This is a genomic window from Methylobacterium sp. WL119, assembly GCF_008039875.1.
GTDB lineage: Bacteria > Pseudomonadota > Alphaproteobacteria > Rhizobiales > Beijerinckiaceae > Methylobacterium.
Window position 1 is genome coordinate 1 of record NZ_VRUU01000058.1, and the last position, 17,126, is coordinate 17,126.

Sequence of the window (17,126 nt, forward strand, 5' to 3'; positions counted from 1 at the left end):
CCCCGGCGGCAAGCCCGGCGCCCGCGACGAGCGCGGCGGCCCCGGGCGCAACGAGACCGGCGGCCCCCGCGGGGATCGCGACGGTCCGGCGGCGCGCGACGGACGCGGCGACCGTGATGGTCCCGGCGCCCGTGACGGCCGGGGCGATCGCGACGGCCCCGGTGCCCGCGGCGACCGCGACGGTCGTCCGGATCGCGGCGCCCGCGGTCCGCGCGGCGGCGGCGAGGCCCGCGGCGCCTATGGGCGTCTCGGCGGCGCCGAGCGCACCCGGTTCCGCCAGGACCTGTTCCGCAGCGGCGTGCCGCGCCTGGCGGCCGGCGCCTTCGCGCTCACCGTCGGCACGGCGATCGCCCGCAGCTATGAACTGCACCGCCTCCCGCCGGCGATCGTCGAGCTGGCACCGGAATACGAGGATTACAGCTACGTCCTCGTGGACGACGACATCGTCATCGTCGATCCGGACACCTACCAGATCGTGGACGTGATCCGCGGCTGAGGCGAAAACCCGCGCCGGCCTGCCCTCCCTCCTCTGCGGGGGAGGGTGGGCCTCGTGGCGGCAAGGGTCGGGAGAGGCGGGTGCGTCGTCCGGATACGGCGCTCCCCCTCTCCCGATGTGCTTCGCGGGCCGACATCCCGCGCCAACCGAGGGGCGCGGCGGCGCATCGGGCGAGCGGCCCCGGCCCTACGTCCCGCGGTCGAGCATCCGCGAGACGACCCGCGCCGTGTAGTCGACCATCGGCACGATGCGGGCGTAGTTCAGGCGCGTCGGGCCGATCACGCCGACGACGCCGACGATGGTCTGCGAGCCGTCGCGGAACGGCGCCGCGATCAGCGACGAGCCGGAGAGCGAGAACAGCTTGTTCTCCGAGCCGATGAAGATCCGCACCCCGTCGCCACCCTCGGCGCGGGCGAGCAGGTCGATCACGTCCTTCTGCGTCTCGAGGTCCGAGAACAGCAGCCGCATCCGTTCGAGGTCCTCGATCGCGCGGAGGTCGTCGAGCAGGTTGGCCTGCCCGCGCACGATGAGCTGGCGGGCCTCGCTCGGGCCGACGGACACGGCGAGGCCCGCATCGACCAGGCGCTCGGTGATCGCGTCGAGCTCGCGCTTCATCGCCTGGCGGCCCGCCTCGATCTCGGCGCGCAGGCCGCCGAGGGTGCGGCCGTGCAGGCGGGCGTTGAGGTAGTTCGACGCCTCCTGCAGCGCGCTCGCCGGCAGGCCCGGCGGCAGGTCGAGCAGGCGGTTCTCGACCGAGCCATCGTCGGAGACGAGCACCACCAGGGCGCGTGCCGGATCGAGCCGCACGAACTCGATGTGCTTGAGCTGCACGTTGGTCTTGGTCGTCAGCACCACGCCGGCTCCGCGCGAGATGCCCGAGAGCAGGCTCGACGCCTCGGCCAGCGCCGAATCGAAGGTGTGCCGCGAGGCCGCCGCCCGCATCTGCGCCTCGATCCGCTCCTGCTCCTCGCGGCCGACATCGCCGAGCTCGAGCATCGCGTCTACGAAGAAGCGCAGGCCCAGCTCGGTCGGCAGGCGCCCGGCGGAGGTGTGCGGCGCGAAGATCAGCCCGGACTGCTCCAGGTCGGACATCACGTTGCGGATCGAGGCCGGCGACAGGGTCATGGGCAGGATGCGCGCGAGGTTGCGCGATCCCATCGGCTCGCCGGTGGAGAGATAGCCCTCGACGATCTGCCGGAAGATCTCGCGGGCACGCTCGTTCAGCGCGGCGAGGGCCTGCGCCTGCGGCGGTTGGGAGAAGGGTCGGGAAAACTCGGTCACGCGCGGTTCCTGGCCGATGATTGTGTCCCGCTAAAGCCTGCGGATCAATCCATGGGCTTCTCATACGGCGCTCGGGCGCTTCGGGTTGCCGCGTGTGGCGGCGCAGCCTAAGCACCCCGCTCGAATTCGGGAATCAGGAGAACGCCGCATGCGGCCTTCGAAGCGCGCGGCCGACGAGTTGCGCAAGGTCACGCTCGAGCGCTCGGTCGCCCGCTACGCGGAGGGCTCCTGCCTCGTGACCTTCGGCGAGACCCGGGTCCTGTGCACCGCCTCGCTGGAGGAGCGCGGGCCGCACTGGCTGCGCGGCTCGGGCAAGGGCTGGATCACGGCGGAGTACGCCATGCTGCCGCGCGCCACGCACGAGCGCACCCGCCGCGAGGTCAATTCCGGCAAGCCCTCGGGCCGGACGCAGGAGATCCAGCGGCTGATCGGGCGATCGCTGCGCGCCGTCACCAACCTGCCGGCGATGGGCGAGAAGCAGATCACCGTCGACTGCGACGTGATCCAGGCCGACGGCGGCACCCGCACGGCATCGATCACCGGCGCCTGGGTCGCGCTGCACGAGTGCTTCGCCTGGATGCGCGCCCGCTCGATGATCTCGGTCGACCCGCTGCGCGACCACGTCGCCGCCATCTCCTGCGGCATCGTCAAGGGCGCCGCCGTGCTCGACCTCGACTACGCCGAGGATTCGGGCGCCGAGACCGACGCCAACTTCGTCATCACCGGCACCGGCGGCCTCGTCGAGGTTCAGGGCACCGCCGAGGGCAAGCCGTTCTCGGAGGACGAGCTGCTCGCGCTGCTCCGGCTCGCCAAAGGCGGCGTCGCCGACCTCGTCGCCCTCCAGAAGCAGGCGATTGCATGAGCCACCGCATCCTCTCGGGCCGGGTCGTGATCGCGACCCACAATGCCGGCAAGCTGGTGGAAATGCGCGAGCTGCTCGCGCCCTTCGGCGTCGAGGCGGTCTCGGCCGGCGAGCTCGGGCTCGCGGAACCCGACGAGACCGGCACGATGTTTTCCGAGAACGCCGCGATCAAGGCGGTCGCAGCCGCCAACGCCGCGGGCCTGCCGGCCTTCGCCGACGATTCGGGCCTGTGCGTCGATGCGCTCGATGGGGCGCCCGGGCTGTTCTCCGCCCGCTGGGCCGGCGCGTCCAAGGACTTTTCCGGCGCGATGGCGCGGATCTTCGCGGAGCTGGACCTGCGCGGGGCGAGCGACCGGAGGGCGCACTTCGTCTCGGCCCTGGTGCTGGCATGGCCCGACGGCCACACCGAGCTGTTCGAGGGCCGCGTCTTCGGCGACCTCGTCGAGCCGCGCGGCACGGCCGGCTTCGGCTACGACCCGATGTTCCGGCCCGACGGCTTCGACCGCACCTTCGGCGAGATCGCGTCGGAGGAGAAGCACGGGGTCGACTGGCAGACCGGCGACGCCCTCTCGCACCGGGCCCGTGCCTTCGTGAAGCTCGCCGCCGCATGCCTGCGCCGGCCGGGCTGAACGGATCGGGCGATTGCCAAACGGCGCGCACGCGAGCACATCGCGTGCGATGACCGACCGTTCAGGCCCGGACCACCCGACCCGCGATGCGGGCTTCGGCGTCTACGTGCATTGGCCCTTCTGCGCCTCGAAGTGCCCGTATTGCGACTTCAACAGCCATGTCCGCCACGCGCCGGTGGACGAGGCGCGCTACCTCGCGGCCTTCCGCGCCGAGATCGCGCACGTGGCGGGGCGCACCCCCGGCCGCACCGTCTCGAGCATCTTCCTCGGCGGCGGCACGCCCTCGCTGATGCAGCCCGCGACGGTCGCCGGCATCCTCGATGCCATCGCCGCAGCCTGGGGCGTCGAGCCCGGCGCCGAGATCACGTTGGAGGCCAACCCGACCAGCGTCGAGGCCGGGCGCTTCCGGGGCTACCGCACGGCCGGGGTCAACCGCGTCTCCCTCGGCGTCCAGGCCTTCGACGACGCTTCGCTCAAGAGCCTCGGGCGGCTGCACAGCGCCGAGGAGGCCTTCGCCGCGATCCGGGTCGCGCAGGGCGCGTTCGACCGCAGCTCGTTCGACCTGATCTACGCGCGCCCGAACCAGACCGCCGCGGCGTGGCGGCGCGAGCTCACCGAGGCGATCGGCCGGGCGGCCGAGCACCTCTCGCTCTACCAGCTCACCATCGAGCCCGGCACGCCGTTCTACGGGCTCGCCGCCGCCGGCCGGCTGGTGCCGCCCGACGACGAGACCGCCCGCGCGCTCTACGACGTGACTCAGGAGGTCTGCGACCGGGCGGGCCTGCCGGCCTACGAGATCTCGAACCACGCGCGTGCCGGCGCGCAGTCGCGCCACAACCTGCTGTACTGGCGCTACGGCGAATATGCCGGCATCGGCCCCGGCGCGCATGGCCGCCTCGTGACGGAGGCCGGCCGCCTCGGCACCGTCACCGAGAAGGCGCCGGAGGCCTGGCTCGCCCGCGTCGAGCGCGACGGCCACGGCATCGCCGAGACCGAGACGATCGCCGGCGCCGACCAGGGCGACGAGTTCCTGATGATGGGCCTGCGCTTGTCCGAGGGCATCGACCCGGCGCGCTATGCCGCGCTGAAGGGCCGCCCGCTCGACGGGTCGCGGGTCGCGGCGCTGATCGGCGACGGCCTCGTGGCGCGGCTCGACGGCGGCCGCATCGCCGCGACCGCGCGCGGCGCTCCGGTGCTCAACGCCGTGGTCGCGAGCCTCGCGGCGTGATGCCGTACGCCTCCGCGCGCGCGTCGAAAGCCGATCCGTGAGCCGGCGATGACACCGGCCGTCATCGTCCTCGTGCTGCTCGCGCCGCTGCTGCATGCCGGGTGGAACACGCTGCTGCGCGGCGGCGCCGACCGGCTCTGGACCAATCAGCGTGATGAACTTCACAGTCGGCGGGCTCGGGCTCCTCATCACCGTCGCGGTCGAGCTGCCAGGTCTTCGACACCGCGGCGATGGTCACCTTCCACCGCGCGTCTCCGCTCTGGCTCCTGCTGACGCGCGGATCGGCGGCCCTCGGCGGGCGGCCCGCCGCGGTCGCGCGCGCCGTCGGCGGGGGCGCCGCCTCGCTGCTGGCCTACGCGGCGGTGATCTGGGCGATGCGGCTCGGGGCGATGGGGCTGGTCTCGGCCCTGCGCGAGACCAGCGTGGTCTTCGCCGCGCTACTCGGCCGCGCCTTCCTGGCGGAGCGCCTGACCGCCGGCCGCATCGCCGCCTGCACGGTCGTCGCGGCCGGCGCGGCGATGATCGGCCACGGCTGACGCGCGGCGGAGGCTCAGGTGCCGGGTTTGGCCAGGGCGCGGGGCGCCGGGCTGACCACGCTCGACGCGTTGTTGCGGATCTCGTGGACGGCGAGCGCCCGGTCGCTCAGGCCGTCGGCGCGGAAGCGGAAGGTGCCGTCGACGCCGGCGAACCCGGCGCTCTTGGTCAGGGTCGCGTCGGCGAAGCGCTGGGTCCCGTATTGCCGCGCGAGCGCCGCACTGAGCGAGACCGCGTCGTAGGCCAGCGAGGCGACCCGCGGCGGGCTCGTGCCGAACCGCGCCTGGTAACGCCCGGCGAAGTTGCCGAATCCGCCGGTGTCCGGTGCGGCGAAGCGGCCGCCCTGCAGGGCCGGCAGCGCGAAGAGCCGCGGCTCGTTCCAGACCGCGGTGCCGATCGGCCGGACGCGGGACGGCGCGAAGCCGGCCTTGGTGAGCGCGGCCGCCACATTCGGCAGCCCATCGGCGGTCTCGGGCAGGAACAGGGTGTCGGCCTGCGCGCCCGGTCCGGTGATCAGGCCGCCGAGGCGCGCGATCGCCGGCTCCGGCGCGCCGGGGGCGTAGCGCTCGATGCCGACGAGACGGGCGCCCTTGCGCGCCACCGCTTCGCGGAACTGCGCCTCGACGGCGTTGCCGTAGGCGTTCTCGGGGATCAGCGCGGCGAAGGAGCGGCGCCCGCCCGCGACCGACTCGTCGACGATCCGGTCGACCTCGGCCTGCGGGAGGAAGCTCAGCAGGTAGGTGCCGGGGCCGGCGACGCTCGCATCGGTCGAGAACGCGATCACCGGCTTGCCCGCGGCGCGCGCCGTCGCCGAGGCGGCCGCGACGTTGGCGGCGAAGAGCGGGCCGAGCACCAGCTCGGCGCCCTCGGCGATGGCGGCGCTCGTCGCCTCGCGGGCGCCGTCCGGCGAACCGCGGTCGTCGCGCACCAGGATCTGGAGGTCGGGCTGCTGGTATTCCTCGATCGCGAGCTCGGCCGCGTTGCGCATCGCCGCCCCGAGATTGGCCCCCTGGCCCGAGAGCGGCACGACGAGGGCGACCTTGACCGAACCGGTGCCGATCCGGCCCGGCGCCGAGGCGGCGGCCGGCGTCGAGCCGGGAACGGCGTCGGCGGGCGGTGCGAGGTCGGGAGCGAGTTCGGCCCGCGGCGGCGGCGCGGCGCGGACGGAACGCGCCCGGTCCGGAACGCCGATGCAGCCGGCAAGGGCGAGGATCACGGCGAGGGCGGCGCCGGCCCGGAGGGCGCGGGGCGGGACACATCGCGCCATCGCGAAACTTCCTTCCCGTAAAGATCGTCCACGCGGGATCGTGGCTCTGGCTTAAAGCGTGGACCCGAAAAGTAAACGCGCCGATGTCGCAGGATCGCGCGCGCCCCCGGAAAACACGAATCAGCGGGGGTTCGCGGCGGTTCGGCGGCCGCGAGCAAATTCCGCTCGGCGGCTTGGCGTGGCAAGGTCCGCGCGATGACACAGCGAATCGAGCCCGCACGCCGCCCCCGCAGGGACGGGCCGGCCAAATCCACCGCGACCAAGGTTGCGACCTTCACCGCCTTCGGGCTGGCGACGGAAGCGGAGCCGCTCGCGCCGGGCCTGCACGTGGTGGCGACGCCGATCGGCAACCTGCGCGACGTCACGATCCGGGCGCTCGCGACGCTGGCCGCCGCCGACGCGGTGCTCGCCGAGGACACCCGCGTCACCCGGACGCTGCTGATGCACTACGGCATCACCACGCCGCTCGTCGCCTACCACGAGCATTCGAACGCCGCCGTCCGCGAGCGCATGGTGCGGCGGATGCTGGACGGCGAGGCGCTGGCGCTGGTGTCGGATGCCGGCACGCCGCTGGTCTCCGATCCCGGGTTCAAGCTGGTCCAGGCGGCGATCGAGGCGGGGATCTGCATCACGCCGATTCCCGGCCCGTCAGCGGTGATGACGGCGATCGTCGCCGCCGGCCTGCCGACCGACCGGTTCTTCTTCGAGGGTTTCCTGCCGCAGAAGGCCGGCGCCCGCCGCAACCGGCTCTCGGCGCTGGCGACCGTGCCCGGCACGCTGGTCCTGTTCGAATCGCCCCACCGCCTGCCGGAGATGCTGGCGGACGCGGCGGAGGTCCTCGGCGGCGCCCGTCCCGCGGCCGTGGCGCGCGAGCTGACGAAGATGTTCGAGACGATCCGCCGCGGCACCCTGGCCAGCCTCAACGATACCTTCGCGGAGGAGGGCGCCCCGAAGGGCGAGGTCGTGGTGGTGATCGGGACCGCGCCGGACGAGGCCACCCCGGAGGAGGCCGATGCCGGCCTCGACGCGGCCCTGCGCGTCGCGCTCGCGCGGCACTCGATCAAGGATGCCGCAAGCCTCGTTGCCGACGAGACCGGGCAGCCGCGCCGCGCCGTCTACAACCGTGCGCTAGTGCTGGCTCGCGAGACCGATGCGGACGCCTGATGCCGCCCGCCGGAAGGCGACCGAACGCCGCGGGCGCCGGGCCGAATGGCTGGCGCTCGGCGCGCTGATGCTGAAGGGCTATCGCCCCTTAGCGATGCGGGTGAGCGCGTCGGGCGGCGAGATCGACCTGATCGTGCGCCGCGGCGGCACCATCGCCTTCGTCGAGGTCAAGGCGCGCGCGACGCTGATCGAGGCGCAGGGCGCGATCGGCCGGGTCAAGCGACAACGCTTCTCGCGCGCGGTGCGGAGCTGGATCGCGCGGCATCCGTTCGCCGGGAGCCTGACCCTGCGGGCGGACGCGGTCTTCATCGGCGGACGCGGCTGGCCGGTCCACCTCCGTCGACGCGTTCCCGATCGAGGGCCTGTAGCGGACGGTCAGGCGCGCGCGGCGCTGATCGCGCCGATGAGTGTGCGCTTGAGGTCGGCCTGGCTGAACGGCTTCTGCACCACCGGGCGATCGCGGAACGGCTCGCGGATGCCGGCGCCGCCGTAGCCGGTCGAGAAGATCAGCGGCAGGTCGCGCTTCGCGATCGCCTCGGCGACCGGGTAGATCGGCTCGCCGGCGACGTTCACGTCGAGGATCGCGACCTCGAAGGTCTCGCCCTCGGCCATCTCCAGGGCGGTCGAGAGGCGTGCGGCCGGGCCGACCACGGTGCAGCCGAAATCGAGCAGCATGTCTTCAAGCAGCATCGAGATCGCGGCTTCGTCCTCGACGACGAGCACCCGCTTACCCTGGAGAACGTCGTCGTTCGGTTCCGCGCTCACGCCGAGGTGTCTTCCTTGTCGATCCGCTCCGCTTCAACGGAACGTCGCCATGATGGCTGGTCGGATCCGATCGTCGCGCCAGGAGAACCAAGCGGGTACACCGGGCGGCTGAGGGGTCGCCCGGAACGCCGGTTGTGTCAAGCGTCCGGCGCGGGCTGTTCCGTCGGCAATGTTACACGGCGATACATTTCGCGATAGGGTGTGGCACGGTCCGCGTGAGGGCAGAACCCGCAATGGGCCGATCTTTTCCTGACACGACCGGATTTTTCCTGTGAGGGGTCGCCCCGTTCCGATCTGCGACCGCCGCGCCGTGCTGGTCGGCTTCGGCGCCGCCATCGCGGCGGCGCCCGCGCGCGGGCAGGGCGCGGTGGTGGTCGCCTCGAAGAGCGACACCGAGGGCACGCTCACCGGCAGCATGATCGCCCTGTGCCTGGAGGATCTCGGCATCCCGGTGCAGCGCCGCCTCGGCCTCGGGCCGACGCTGATCGTGCGCTCGGCCCTGATGTCGGGCGATGTCGACCTTTATCCCGAATACACCGGCAACGGCGCCTTCTTCACCGGCACCGAGGGCGATCCGGTCTGGAAGCGGGCCGACGGCGCCTACGCCGCGATCGCGGCGGCGGATCGGGCCAAGGGCCTAGTCTGGCTCGGGCGGGCGCCGGCCAACAACACCTGGCTGATCGCGGTGCGGGGCAGCCTCGCCCGGCGCGAAGGGCTCGCCACCATGGCGGATTTCGCCGGGGCCGTGCGGCGCGGGTTGATCCTGCTCGCGGCCTCGACCGAGTTCGTCGAGAGCCCGGCGGCCCTGCCGTCCTTCGAGGCGGCCTACGGGTTCTCGCTGCCGATGAACCGCATCATCAGCCTGCCCGGCGGCGACACGGCGGTGACCGCGCGGGCGGCGGCGCAGGGCATCAGCGGCGTCAACGCCGGCATGGTCTACGGCACCGACGGGGCGCTCGACGCCCTCGCCCTGACCGTGATGAGCGATCCGAAGGGCGCGCAGATCGTCTACGAGGTCGCCCCGGTGATCCGCGCCGACACCCTGGCGCGCCACCCGCGCATCCGCGAGAAGCTCGATCCGGTGTTCGCGCGCCTCGATGCCCATACGCTCCGCCGGCTCAACGCCCGCATCACCGTCGAGGGCCAGGTCGCCGAGACGGTGGCACGGACGTTCCTGCGCGACGCCGGCTTCATCGCTTGACGCCCGCAACGGAGGATCGACGCGGGGGCATCGGCCCGCCGCTGTTCGCCGCCGCCTTCCTCGGTGCGGTCTACGGCCTGCCGCTGGTGCGCATCGCGAAGAACCGCCTCGTCGTCGGCGAGCCTGTCTACGCGCTGGACGGCCTCGGGGCCCTGCCCGGATTCGGGCCGGAGATCGAGGCGGTGGCCGGGCTCGTGCTGGGCGCGGTGCTGCTCGCCCGGATCGGGCGGACGCGGATCGGCGTCGGCGCCGCCACCGTGCTCCTCGCCCTGGCCCTCGCGCTGCTGATGCTGGCGCTGGGCAGCACGGCCGGGGACCTTCTCGCTGGCGAGCCGCCGGCCGCCCGCGCCGGCCTCGCCTCCGGTGCCTGGACGGCGCTGCTGCTGCTCGCGGGCGGGCTCGCCCACCTCGCCCGCCGCATGGCCGTCCCCGGGCTCGGGGGCGCGCTCGCGGCCGCGTTCCTGGGCTTCGTCGCGCTGGCCGGCTCGACCGGGACGCTCGGGAGCCTGTCGCTCGCCATCGAGTTCGCGGCGCGCAAGGACGCGGTCGGCGAAGCCCTGGTGCGGCATCTGCTGCTTTCGGGAAGCGCGGTGCTGCTGGCGGTCGGCGGTGCCGTGCTGCTGTCGCTGTGGCGACGCGGGCAGGGCCTCGTCGAGGTGCTGGTCGGCGGCATCCAGGTGGTGCCGGCCGTGGCCCTGCTCGGCGCTCTGGTCGCCGTCGCCTCGGGCCTGCTGCGGGCGGTCCCGGCGCTCCGCGAGGCCGGCCTCGGTGCCCTCGGCCCCGTGCCGGCGGTGATCGGCATCGCCGCCTATCTGCTGCTCCCGCTGTGGCGCGGCCTCGCCCTGGCGCTCGCAGCGCCGGACCCGGCGACCCTCGACGCGGCCGAGGCCCTCGGCCTGCCCCCACGAACGATCCTGTTCCAGGTGCGCCTGCCGATCGGCGCCGGCATCCTGCTCGGGGCGCTGCGCGTCGCCTGCGTCCAGGGGATCGGGCTCGCGACCCTCGGGGCGCTGGTCGGGGCCGGCGGCCTCGGCGGCATCGTCTTCGACGGCATGGCGCAGTTCGCCCCGGACCTGATCCTGCTCGGCGCGATCCCGATCGTCGCGCTCTCGCTCGTCGTCGAGCGGACCTTGAGCCTCGCCGAGGATCGCTGGCGCGGGACGCCGGCATGACCCGGCTGCGTGCCCTGCGCCCGGCCCTCGGAGCCGGCGCCGCCGGCCTCGTGCTCGCGTGCTTCAGTCATCCGACCGTCGCCGCGGCGATCGTCTCGGCGCTCGGCGAGACGCCGCGGCGGGCGCTGCCGCTCGACCATCTCGGTGCGCTCGCCCTGCACCACCTGATCCTCGCCGGGACCGGCCTCGTCCTCGTCGCGATCACGGGAATCGGCCTCGGGATCCTCGCGACCCGCCCCGGCGCGGCCTCGGTCCGGGGCGGGATCGATACGCTGGCCGCCGCGGCGCAGGCGGTGCCGCCGGTGGTCGTGGTCGCGCTCGCCCTGCCGGTGCTCGGCTTCGGCGGCCCGCCGACCCTGCTGGCCCTGGTGCTCTACGGCATCATGCCGACGCTCCGCGGCACGGTCGGCGCCCTCGAGGCGGTGCCGGCGGAGACGCGCGAGGCCGCCAAAGCGCTCGGGCTCACCGCCCGTCAGACCCTGACGCGGATCGAGCTGCCGCTGGCCGCGCCCGCCATCGTCGAGACCTTGCGCACGGCCCTCGTCCTCGCCGTGGCGACCGCCGCGGTCGGCGCGCTGGCCGGCGCCGCGACGCTCGGCACGCCGATCGTTGCCGGCCTCCAGAACCAGAACACCGTGCCGATGCTTCAGGGCGCCGCCGCGACGGCGGCGCTCGCCTTCCTGTGCGACGCGCTGATGGTCGCGGCGGCAGGCCTGCTTCGCCGCTGATCGCCTCTTCGACGACGAAGCGCGAATCCAATAGGCCTGAATAGGAAAATACTCTACGTGAGGTACGTGACGTCCACCGGCTTCGTCGCACGCGAAATTGGCTTCGGTCTTTTGGGAGGGCGTGTGCGGATCACCTACGGTACGCATGCCCTCGGCAATTTGGTGGATCGAGCACTGGAGCGCGTGTGGATCGAACGCACCGTGGCAGAGCCGGAAGACACCGAGACGGACCCGAAGCACCCGGAACGAAGACGGGCCTATCGCTCGGTGCCGGAGCGCGACGGCAGGATGCTGCGCGTGGTATACGTGCCGACCGAAGATGGCGTGCACATCGTGACCGCATTCTTCGATCGCAGCCGGAGGCGCCCACGTGAAGTCGCGGTATGACGCTAAGACCGATGCGCTCTACGTGCGCTTCGCGGATGCCCCCGTCGTCGAAAGCGAGGAAGTCCGTCCCGGCCTAGTCCTCGATTTCGATGCCGCCGGTCGGATCGTGGCGGTCGAAATCCTCGATGCATCGGAGCACCTGTCCACCGGTGCGGACCTCCGGCACCTGACGGCGGCCTGATCGCAGGAGCATTTCCAAGCGAGGTGGAAGCCCGCTCGCCGGAAGGACATGAGGCCGAACGGCGGTTCGGAGCCGGTCGCCTCGACGACATGCGAGCAACCGGCTCTATTCGTCCTTGAACGACACCTTCGCCCCGCGGGCGACGTGGGCGGCGAGGTCGCGGGCGTTCCAGTTGGTCAGCCGGATGCAGCCGTGCGACTCGGTCTTGCCGACCTTTTCCGGCTCCGGGGTGCCGTGGATGCCGTAGGAGGGAATCGCGAGGTCGATCCAGACGAGGCCGACCGGGTTGTTCGGGCCGGGGCGGATCGAGAACTTCTTGCGGCTCTTCACGCCCTTGAAGCGGTACTTCGGATCGTAGGTGTAGAACGGGTCGAAGGCGACGCCCTTCACCTTGGTCTCGCCGCTCGGCGCGGGCTTCTCCTCGCTGCCGATCGAGGCCGGATAGTAGGCCAGAAGCTTGCCGTCCTTGCCGAAGGCGCGCACGTCGCGGCTGCCCTTGTCGACCTCGACGCGGTCGACCTTCGGGTCCTGCGGCAGGTCCTTGGCCTTGGGCTTGTCGAGACCCATCGGCGCGATGCCCGCGACCAGGATCACCGTTCCGGCCTTGTCGAGGGGCTTGTCCGGGTTGAGCTGGCTCAGCAGGTCGCGGCTCATGTGGAAGCGCTCGGCCAGCATCTCGCGCGGGTTGGTGTAGCTCATCGCCTTCAGGTCGGCCTGGGCCTCCATCTTCGGCGGGATCGTCTCGACATAGGGACCGGCCGCATCCGCCTCGGTGATGGTGTAGTCGGCGACCACCGGATCGCCGCCGGTGGCGGCGAGCTTGTCGAAGACGTCCTTCGTCAGCGTCTTCGTCACAGGCAGGCCCTGCGCCACGGCGTAGGCCGAGAGCGCGCCCTGGAGGTTCTCGCCGTCGCGCCCGTCGATGGCGCCGGGGAAGAACCGCGCCCGGTCGAGCAGCACCTGGACCTTGATCGTCAGCGGATCGGGCCGGTCGTTCGCCTTCGCGGCCCCCGAAGACTTCGCCTCGCCCTTCTTCGCATCCGTCTTCGCATCCTGGGCCGGCTCGGCGAAGGTCGCGTCCCGGATCGCCTGCGCGCTCGGCGCCGCGGGCTCGTTCTTGCCCGACGCCTTGGCCGGCTCCTTGTCCGATGCGGCAAGACCTTGGCCCGCGAGGCAGGCCAGGACGACGGCCGCGAGGCCGGTCCGCATCGTCGATCCGCACGTCATGGTCGAGGCTCCCGGAGCCGATTCGCTCCACGCGATCAAGTGTCGGCGAAGCGTGAGCGTTCCCCGCCAAACGGCACGGCGGCATCAGGTTTCCGCGACCGCCCTCACTGGCACAGGCGGTGCCCGGCGTTGCGCTCGCGCTCGTCGAGATGAAGGTGGTTGGCGTGCGCGGCGTTCGAGCCGGGGCCGAGCACCGTGCGGAAGAACCCGCAGGCCCGCGCCCGCACCGCATCGAGGAAGCGCCCCTCGGCCGAGCCCTCCGGCATCGCCCCGACCGCGATCGGCGGACGGCCGGCGAAGGTGAAGCTCATCACGTCGACGCCGTTGGCGAAGGCGTGCTCGCTGAGCTTGGCCTCGACGTCGTGGTTCTGCCCGCGGCACTCGTAGGAGGTGCCGATCGCGATCCCGGTCAGCGGCTGCTTCAGTTCGCGCTCGGCCGCGACCTGCGCCTCGGTCGCCCAGCGCGCCAGCGCCTCGGCGGCCGCACAGGTCAGCGTCGCCGATTGCGGAAGCGCGACGTCGGGCAGCCCCGTCACCTTCAGCGGCAGCGGCGTGCCGCACTGCCCGTTGACGATCGCCGGCAGCGGCTCGAACGCCGCGCCGAGGCGCTTCAGCCTGACCCGGCAGGCGGTGTCGTCCGGCGCCGCGACCTTGAGGGCGAGCGCCGCCTCGCCCGACAGCTCGGCCGGGCGCTCCGGGGGGAGCGGCGGCGGCACCGGTATCTCGCCGGGCTTGTCGGCGGCCTTGTCGCCGGGCTTGGCCTCCGCCGGGACCGGCGGTGCGCCGGAGGACGCGTTCGGGAGGAGGTCGGCCGGGCGTTCCGGCGGCCTCGGTGCGGGCGGCGCGACGGCAGCCGGATCGGCGGGCGGCGCGGCGGGCTTCGTCTCGGGCGTCGCGGGCGGTGTCGCCGGCGCTGTCAGTGCGGCGGGGCGCTCCGGCGGGCGCGGCGGGTCGGTCACCGTCGCGCCCGGCGCCGTCGCGGGCTTCAGCTCGGCGGGCCGCTCGGGCGGCAGGGGCGGCGGCACGGGGACGGTCGCCTCGGGCGGATGCGGCTTCGTCTCCTGTGCCCTCGCGTTCCGTCCCGCCGTCGTGGCAAGCAGGGCCGTGCCGGCGAGCGCGAGCGCCGCGAACCGTCGAGACCGACCTGACGCCATGACTTATCCACCCCATCCGGCCGTCACCTGCGACACGATCCTGTGCGAGGGACGGCCCGTCACGATCGAGCGGTTCGCGCCGCGCGGCAAGGACGCGCCGGCCACGGCGACCGTCATTCTGCTGCACGACGCGGAAGGACCGGGCCCGGACCGTCCGGTCCGCGCCGAAGCCGCAGCTTTGGCGGAAGCCGGCTTCGCGGTGCTGCTGCCGCACTATCTCGAGCGGACCGGCGAGGCGCGGGTCGGGTTCTCCGGGATCAGCCGGCATTTCGGCGCATGGCGGGATGCCCTCGAGATCGTGCGCGCGCAGGTCCCCGGCCCGGCGGCGCTGGTCGGCCGCTCGCTCGGAGGCGCCCTCGCGCTGGCGCTCGCCGCGCGGGCGCCCGAGGCGATCGCAGCGTTGGTGCTGCGCTCGGCCTTCCTGCCGCCGGAACTCGGCAGCGGCCCGAGCGCCGGCCCCCTCGCACTGCCGCCGGTGCTGGCGCTGCACGGCGCCCGCGACGCCCTGGTCGGTCGGCGTCACCCCGAGGACCTGCACCGGCGGATGGCCGAGGCGGGCGGAAGCTGCCGCGTCCATCTCTACGAAGACCAGGGCCACGCCTTCGATCCGCGAACCGACGCCGACGCGGTGGCACGCGGTATCGCCTTCCTGAAGCGTGGGTTCGGGCCTATCTGAAGCGGGAGCGCGTCGAATCGCCGGCCGTCGACGGCCCAGGCCGGAACGCCGCCGGCCAGGGCACGGCGCGCGACATCGGGACCTTTCAGATGACGACAGCGCAAAACCCCGGGCTCGCCGACCTTCCGGCCGACAACCCCTTCTCCGAGACGGCCTGGGGCACGCCGGCCGAGCTTCCGCCGTTCGAGCGCATCCGCCCCGAGCATTACCTGCCGGCCTTCGAGGCGGCTTTGTCGTCCCACAAGGCCGAGATCGCGGCGATCGCCGGCGAGGCCGCGGCGCCCACCTTCGCCAACACCGTCGCGGCGATGGAGCGGGCGGGCCTCGCCCTCGATCGGGTCGCCGGCGTGTTCTACAACCTCACCGGCAGCCACACGAACCCCGAGCTTCAGGCGATCGAGCGGACGATCGGCCCGAAGCTGTCGCGCCACGGCAGCGCGATCTACCTCAACCCCGACCTGTGGGCGCGCATCTCGGCGGTCGACGCCGACGCCGAAGGCCTGGGCGGCGAGGAGCGCCGGGTTCTGTCCCGCTACCGCACCCGCTTCCGCCGCTCCGGCGCCGACCTCGGGCCCGAGGACAAGCTCCGCGTCGCCGAGATCGCGGCGCGGATGTCGGAACTCGGAACCCAGTTCAGCCAGAACCTGCTCGCCGACGAGAGCAGCTTCCTGCTGCCCCTCGACGCGGTGGAGGACCGCGCCGGCCTGCCCGACTTCCTGATCGCCTCGGCGGCCGACGCCGCCAAAGAGCGCGGGGGCGCGCACAGCCACGCCATCACCCTGTCGCGCTCGCTGATCGAGCCGTTCCTGGTGTGCTCGACCCGGCGCGACCTGCGCGAGCGCGCCTACGAGGCCTGGATCCGCCGCGGCGAGGGCGGCGGGGCCACCGACAACCGCGGCATCATCCGCGAGATCGTCAGCTTGCGCGCCGAGCGGGCCAGGCTCCTCGGCTTCGACAGCTTCGCCCACTTCAAGCTCGACGACACCATGGCCGCGACCCCGGACGCGGCGATGGGCCTGCTGCGCGAGGTCTGGACCCCGGCCCGCAGGCAGGCCGGGGCCGAGCGCGACCGGCTCCAGGCGATCGTCCAGGCCGAGGGCGGCAACTTCGCCCTCCAGGCCCATGACTGGCGCCACTACGCCGAGAAGCTGCGGCGCGCCGAGCACGATCTCGACGAGAGCGAGATCAAGGCCTACCTGCCGCTCGATTCGGTGATCGCCGCTTCGTTCGACACGGCCTCCCGCCTGTTCGGCCTGCGCTTCACCGAGCTCAAGGACGTTCCGCGCTACCACCCGGACGTGCGCGCCTGGCGCGTCGCGAACGCCGACGGCTCCGAGGTCGGCACCTTCCTCGGCGATTACTTCGCACGGCCGTCGAAGCGCAGCGGCGCCTGGATGAGCGCCTTCCGCTCGCAGGAACGGCTCACCGGCGACGTGAAGCCGATCATCGTCAACGTGATGAACTTCGCGAAGGCGCCCGCCGGGGAGGCGGCCCTGCTGTCCTTCGACGACGCCCGGACCCTCTTCCACGAGTTCGGCCACGCCCTGCACGGCCTCCTCTCCGACGTGACCTACCCGCTGCTCGCCGGCACCGCCGTGTCGGGCGACTTCGTCGAGCTGCCGTCGCAGCTCTACGAGCACTGGCTGGAGCAGCCGGAGGTGCTGCGGACCCATGCCCGCCACCACCGCACCGGCGAGCCGATGCCGGAGGCGCTGCTGACGAAGCTGCTCGCCGCCCGCACCTTCAACCAGGGCTTCGCCACCGTCGAGTACACCGCGTCGGCGATCGTCGACATGACGCTGCACCTCTCGGCCGAGGGCGAGAACGGGCTCGACGTGGGGGCCTTCGAAGCCGACGCGCTCGAGCGCATCGCGATGCCGGCCGAGATCAACATGCGCCACCGCACGCCGCACTTCGCCCACATCTTCTCGGGCGACGGCTATGCGGCCGGCTACTACAGCTATCTCTGGTCCGAGGTGCTGGATGCGGACGCCTTCGACGCCTTCCGCGAGGCCGGCGACATCTTCGATCCGGCGACCGCCGCGCGCCTGCGCACCTACGTCTACGGTGCCGGCAACCTGCGCGACCCGCGCGAGGCCTACACCGCCTTCCGCGGGCGCCTGCCGAGCACCGAGCCGTTGCTGCGCAAGCGCGGGCTGGCGGCCTGACGGGGA

General features: G+C 73.0%; 18 protein-coding genes and 1 pseudogene. 14 read left to right on the plus strand and 5 right to left on the minus strand.

What is annotated here, in order from left to right:
- Positions 1-496: DUF1236 domain-containing protein (locus FV227_RS29970; protein ID WP_246688369.1), on the plus strand; the 496-nt coding region annotated here is incomplete at its 5' end.
- Between the two features lie 186 nt (positions 497-682).
- Here the strand turns inward: FV227_RS29970 and hrcA are convergent.
- On the minus strand, positions 683-1,777 hold the full coding sequence (gene hrcA, locus FV227_RS18800; protein ID WP_147728964.1) for a heat-inducible transcriptional repressor HrcA: 1,095 nt from the start codon (positions 1,775-1,777) through the stop codon (positions 683-685).
- 148 nt (positions 1,778-1,925) lie between these two features.
- Between hrcA and rph the strand changes: the two genes are divergently transcribed.
- The 4 genes from rph (at position 1,926) to FV227_RS18825 (ending at position 5,032) form a co-directional block, all read left to right on the plus strand.
- On the plus strand, positions 1,926-2,639 hold the full coding sequence (gene rph / locus FV227_RS18805; RefSeq protein ID WP_147728963.1) for a ribonuclease PH: 714 nt from the start codon (positions 1,926-1,928) through the stop codon (positions 2,637-2,639).
- Positions 2,636-3,268, plus strand: coding sequence for an RdgB/HAM1 family non-canonical purine NTP pyrophosphatase (gene rdgB, locus FV227_RS18810; protein WP_147728962.1), 633 nt, complete (start codon positions 2,636-2,638; stop codon positions 3,266-3,268). Before rph ends, rdgB begins: the two co-directional genes overlap by 4 nt.
- Before the next feature lie 49 nt (positions 3,269-3,317).
- On the plus strand, positions 3,318-4,496 hold the full coding sequence (hemW, locus tag FV227_RS18815) for a radical SAM family heme chaperone HemW (RefSeq protein WP_147844311.1): 1,179 nt from the start codon (positions 3,318-3,320) through the stop codon (positions 4,494-4,496).
- 230 nt (positions 4,497-4,726) lie between these two features.
- Positions 4,727-5,032, plus strand: a complete 306-nt coding sequence (locus tag FV227_RS18825; RefSeq protein WP_147859664.1) for an EamA family transporter — start codon at positions 4,727-4,729, stop codon at positions 5,030-5,032.
- 14 nt (positions 5,033-5,046) lie between these two features.
- On the opposite strand, the gene FV227_RS18830 is transcribed toward FV227_RS18825, so the two are convergent.
- Entirely contained in the window at positions 5,047-6,297 is a 1,251-nt protein-coding gene (locus tag FV227_RS18830; RefSeq protein ID WP_147859665.1) for a penicillin-binding protein activator, read from the minus strand.
- A gap of 195 nt (positions 6,298-6,492) precedes the next feature.
- Here FV227_RS18830 and rsmI point away from each other — a divergent pair, with 195 nt between their 5' ends.
- Entirely contained in the window at positions 6,493-7,461 is a 969-nt protein-coding gene (rsmI, locus tag FV227_RS18835) for a 16S rRNA (cytidine(1402)-2'-O)-methyltransferase (protein WP_147859666.1), read from the plus strand.
- Positions 7,448-7,829: pseudogene (locus FV227_RS18840) on the plus strand (YraN family protein). The gene rsmI and the pseudogene FV227_RS18840 overlap by 14 nt, the downstream one beginning before the upstream one ends.
- 7 nt (positions 7,830-7,836) lie before the next feature.
- Here FV227_RS18840 and FV227_RS18845 read toward each other — a convergent pair.
- Complete coding sequence (locus FV227_RS18845) at positions 7,837-8,226, minus strand: response regulator (RefSeq protein ID WP_147729180.1); 390 nt, start codon at positions 8,224-8,226, stop codon at positions 7,837-7,839.
- Positions 8,227-8,539: 313 nt separating this feature from the next.
- Here FV227_RS18845 and FV227_RS18850 point away from each other — a divergent pair, with 313 nt between their 5' ends.
- The 5 genes from FV227_RS18850 to FV227_RS18870 are packed head-to-tail and all read left to right on the plus strand — an operon-like array spanning position 8,540 to position 11,895.
- Entirely contained in the window at positions 8,540-9,427 is an 888-nt protein-coding gene (locus FV227_RS18850; RefSeq protein WP_246686533.1) for a glycine betaine ABC transporter substrate-binding protein, read from the plus strand.
- Positions 9,424-10,599, plus strand: coding sequence for a hypothetical protein (locus FV227_RS18855; RefSeq protein WP_246686531.1), 1,176 nt, complete (start codon positions 9,424-9,426; stop codon positions 10,597-10,599). Before FV227_RS18850 ends, FV227_RS18855 begins: the two co-directional genes overlap by 4 nt.
- Positions 10,596-11,327, plus strand: a complete 732-nt coding sequence (locus FV227_RS18860) for an ABC transporter permease subunit (RefSeq protein ID WP_147843566.1) — start codon at positions 10,596-10,598, stop codon at positions 11,325-11,327. The genes FV227_RS18855 and FV227_RS18860 overlap by 4 nt, the downstream gene beginning before the upstream one ends.
- Before the next feature lie 57 nt (positions 11,328-11,384).
- The gene (locus tag FV227_RS18865; protein WP_246686532.1) at positions 11,385-11,714 is read left to right on the plus strand and encodes a DUF4258 domain-containing protein; all 330 of its coding nucleotides are present in this window, start codon (positions 11,385-11,387) and stop codon (positions 11,712-11,714) included.
- Positions 11,698-11,895, plus strand: a complete 198-nt coding sequence (locus FV227_RS18870; protein WP_147729434.1) for a DUF2283 domain-containing protein — start codon at positions 11,698-11,700, stop codon at positions 11,893-11,895. Before FV227_RS18865 ends, FV227_RS18870 begins: the two co-directional genes overlap by 17 nt.
- A gap of 105 nt (positions 11,896-12,000) precedes the next feature.
- On the opposite strand, the gene FV227_RS18875 is transcribed toward FV227_RS18870, so the two are convergent.
- Together FV227_RS18875 and FV227_RS18880 are read right to left on the minus strand one after the other, a co-directional pair.
- Positions 12,001-13,104, minus strand: coding sequence for a L,D-transpeptidase (locus tag FV227_RS18875; RefSeq protein WP_147859667.1), 1,104 nt, complete (start codon positions 13,102-13,104; stop codon positions 12,001-12,003).
- A gap of 122 nt (positions 13,105-13,226) precedes the next feature.
- Positions 13,227-14,276: an extensin family protein gene (locus tag FV227_RS18880; protein ID WP_147859668.1), complete on the minus strand. Its 1,050-nt coding sequence runs from the start codon at positions 14,274-14,276 to the stop codon at positions 13,227-13,229.
- On the opposite strand from FV227_RS18880, the gene FV227_RS18885 reads away from it, so the two are divergent.
- Both FV227_RS18885 and FV227_RS18890 read left to right on the plus strand, forming a co-directional pair.
- Positions 14,275-14,952 (plus strand): alpha/beta fold hydrolase, encoded by a 678-nt coding sequence (locus tag FV227_RS18885; protein WP_147859669.1) that lies wholly within the window; start codon positions 14,275-14,277, stop codon positions 14,950-14,952. The two genes, FV227_RS18880 and FV227_RS18885, sit on opposite strands and share 2 nt — an antisense overlap.
- Positions 14,953-15,041: 89 nt before the next feature.
- Positions 15,042-17,120: a M3 family metallopeptidase gene (locus FV227_RS18890; RefSeq protein ID WP_147727606.1), complete on the plus strand. Its 2,079-nt coding sequence runs from the start codon at positions 15,042-15,044 to the stop codon at positions 17,118-17,120.
- Positions 17,121-17,126 lie beyond the last annotated feature (6 nt).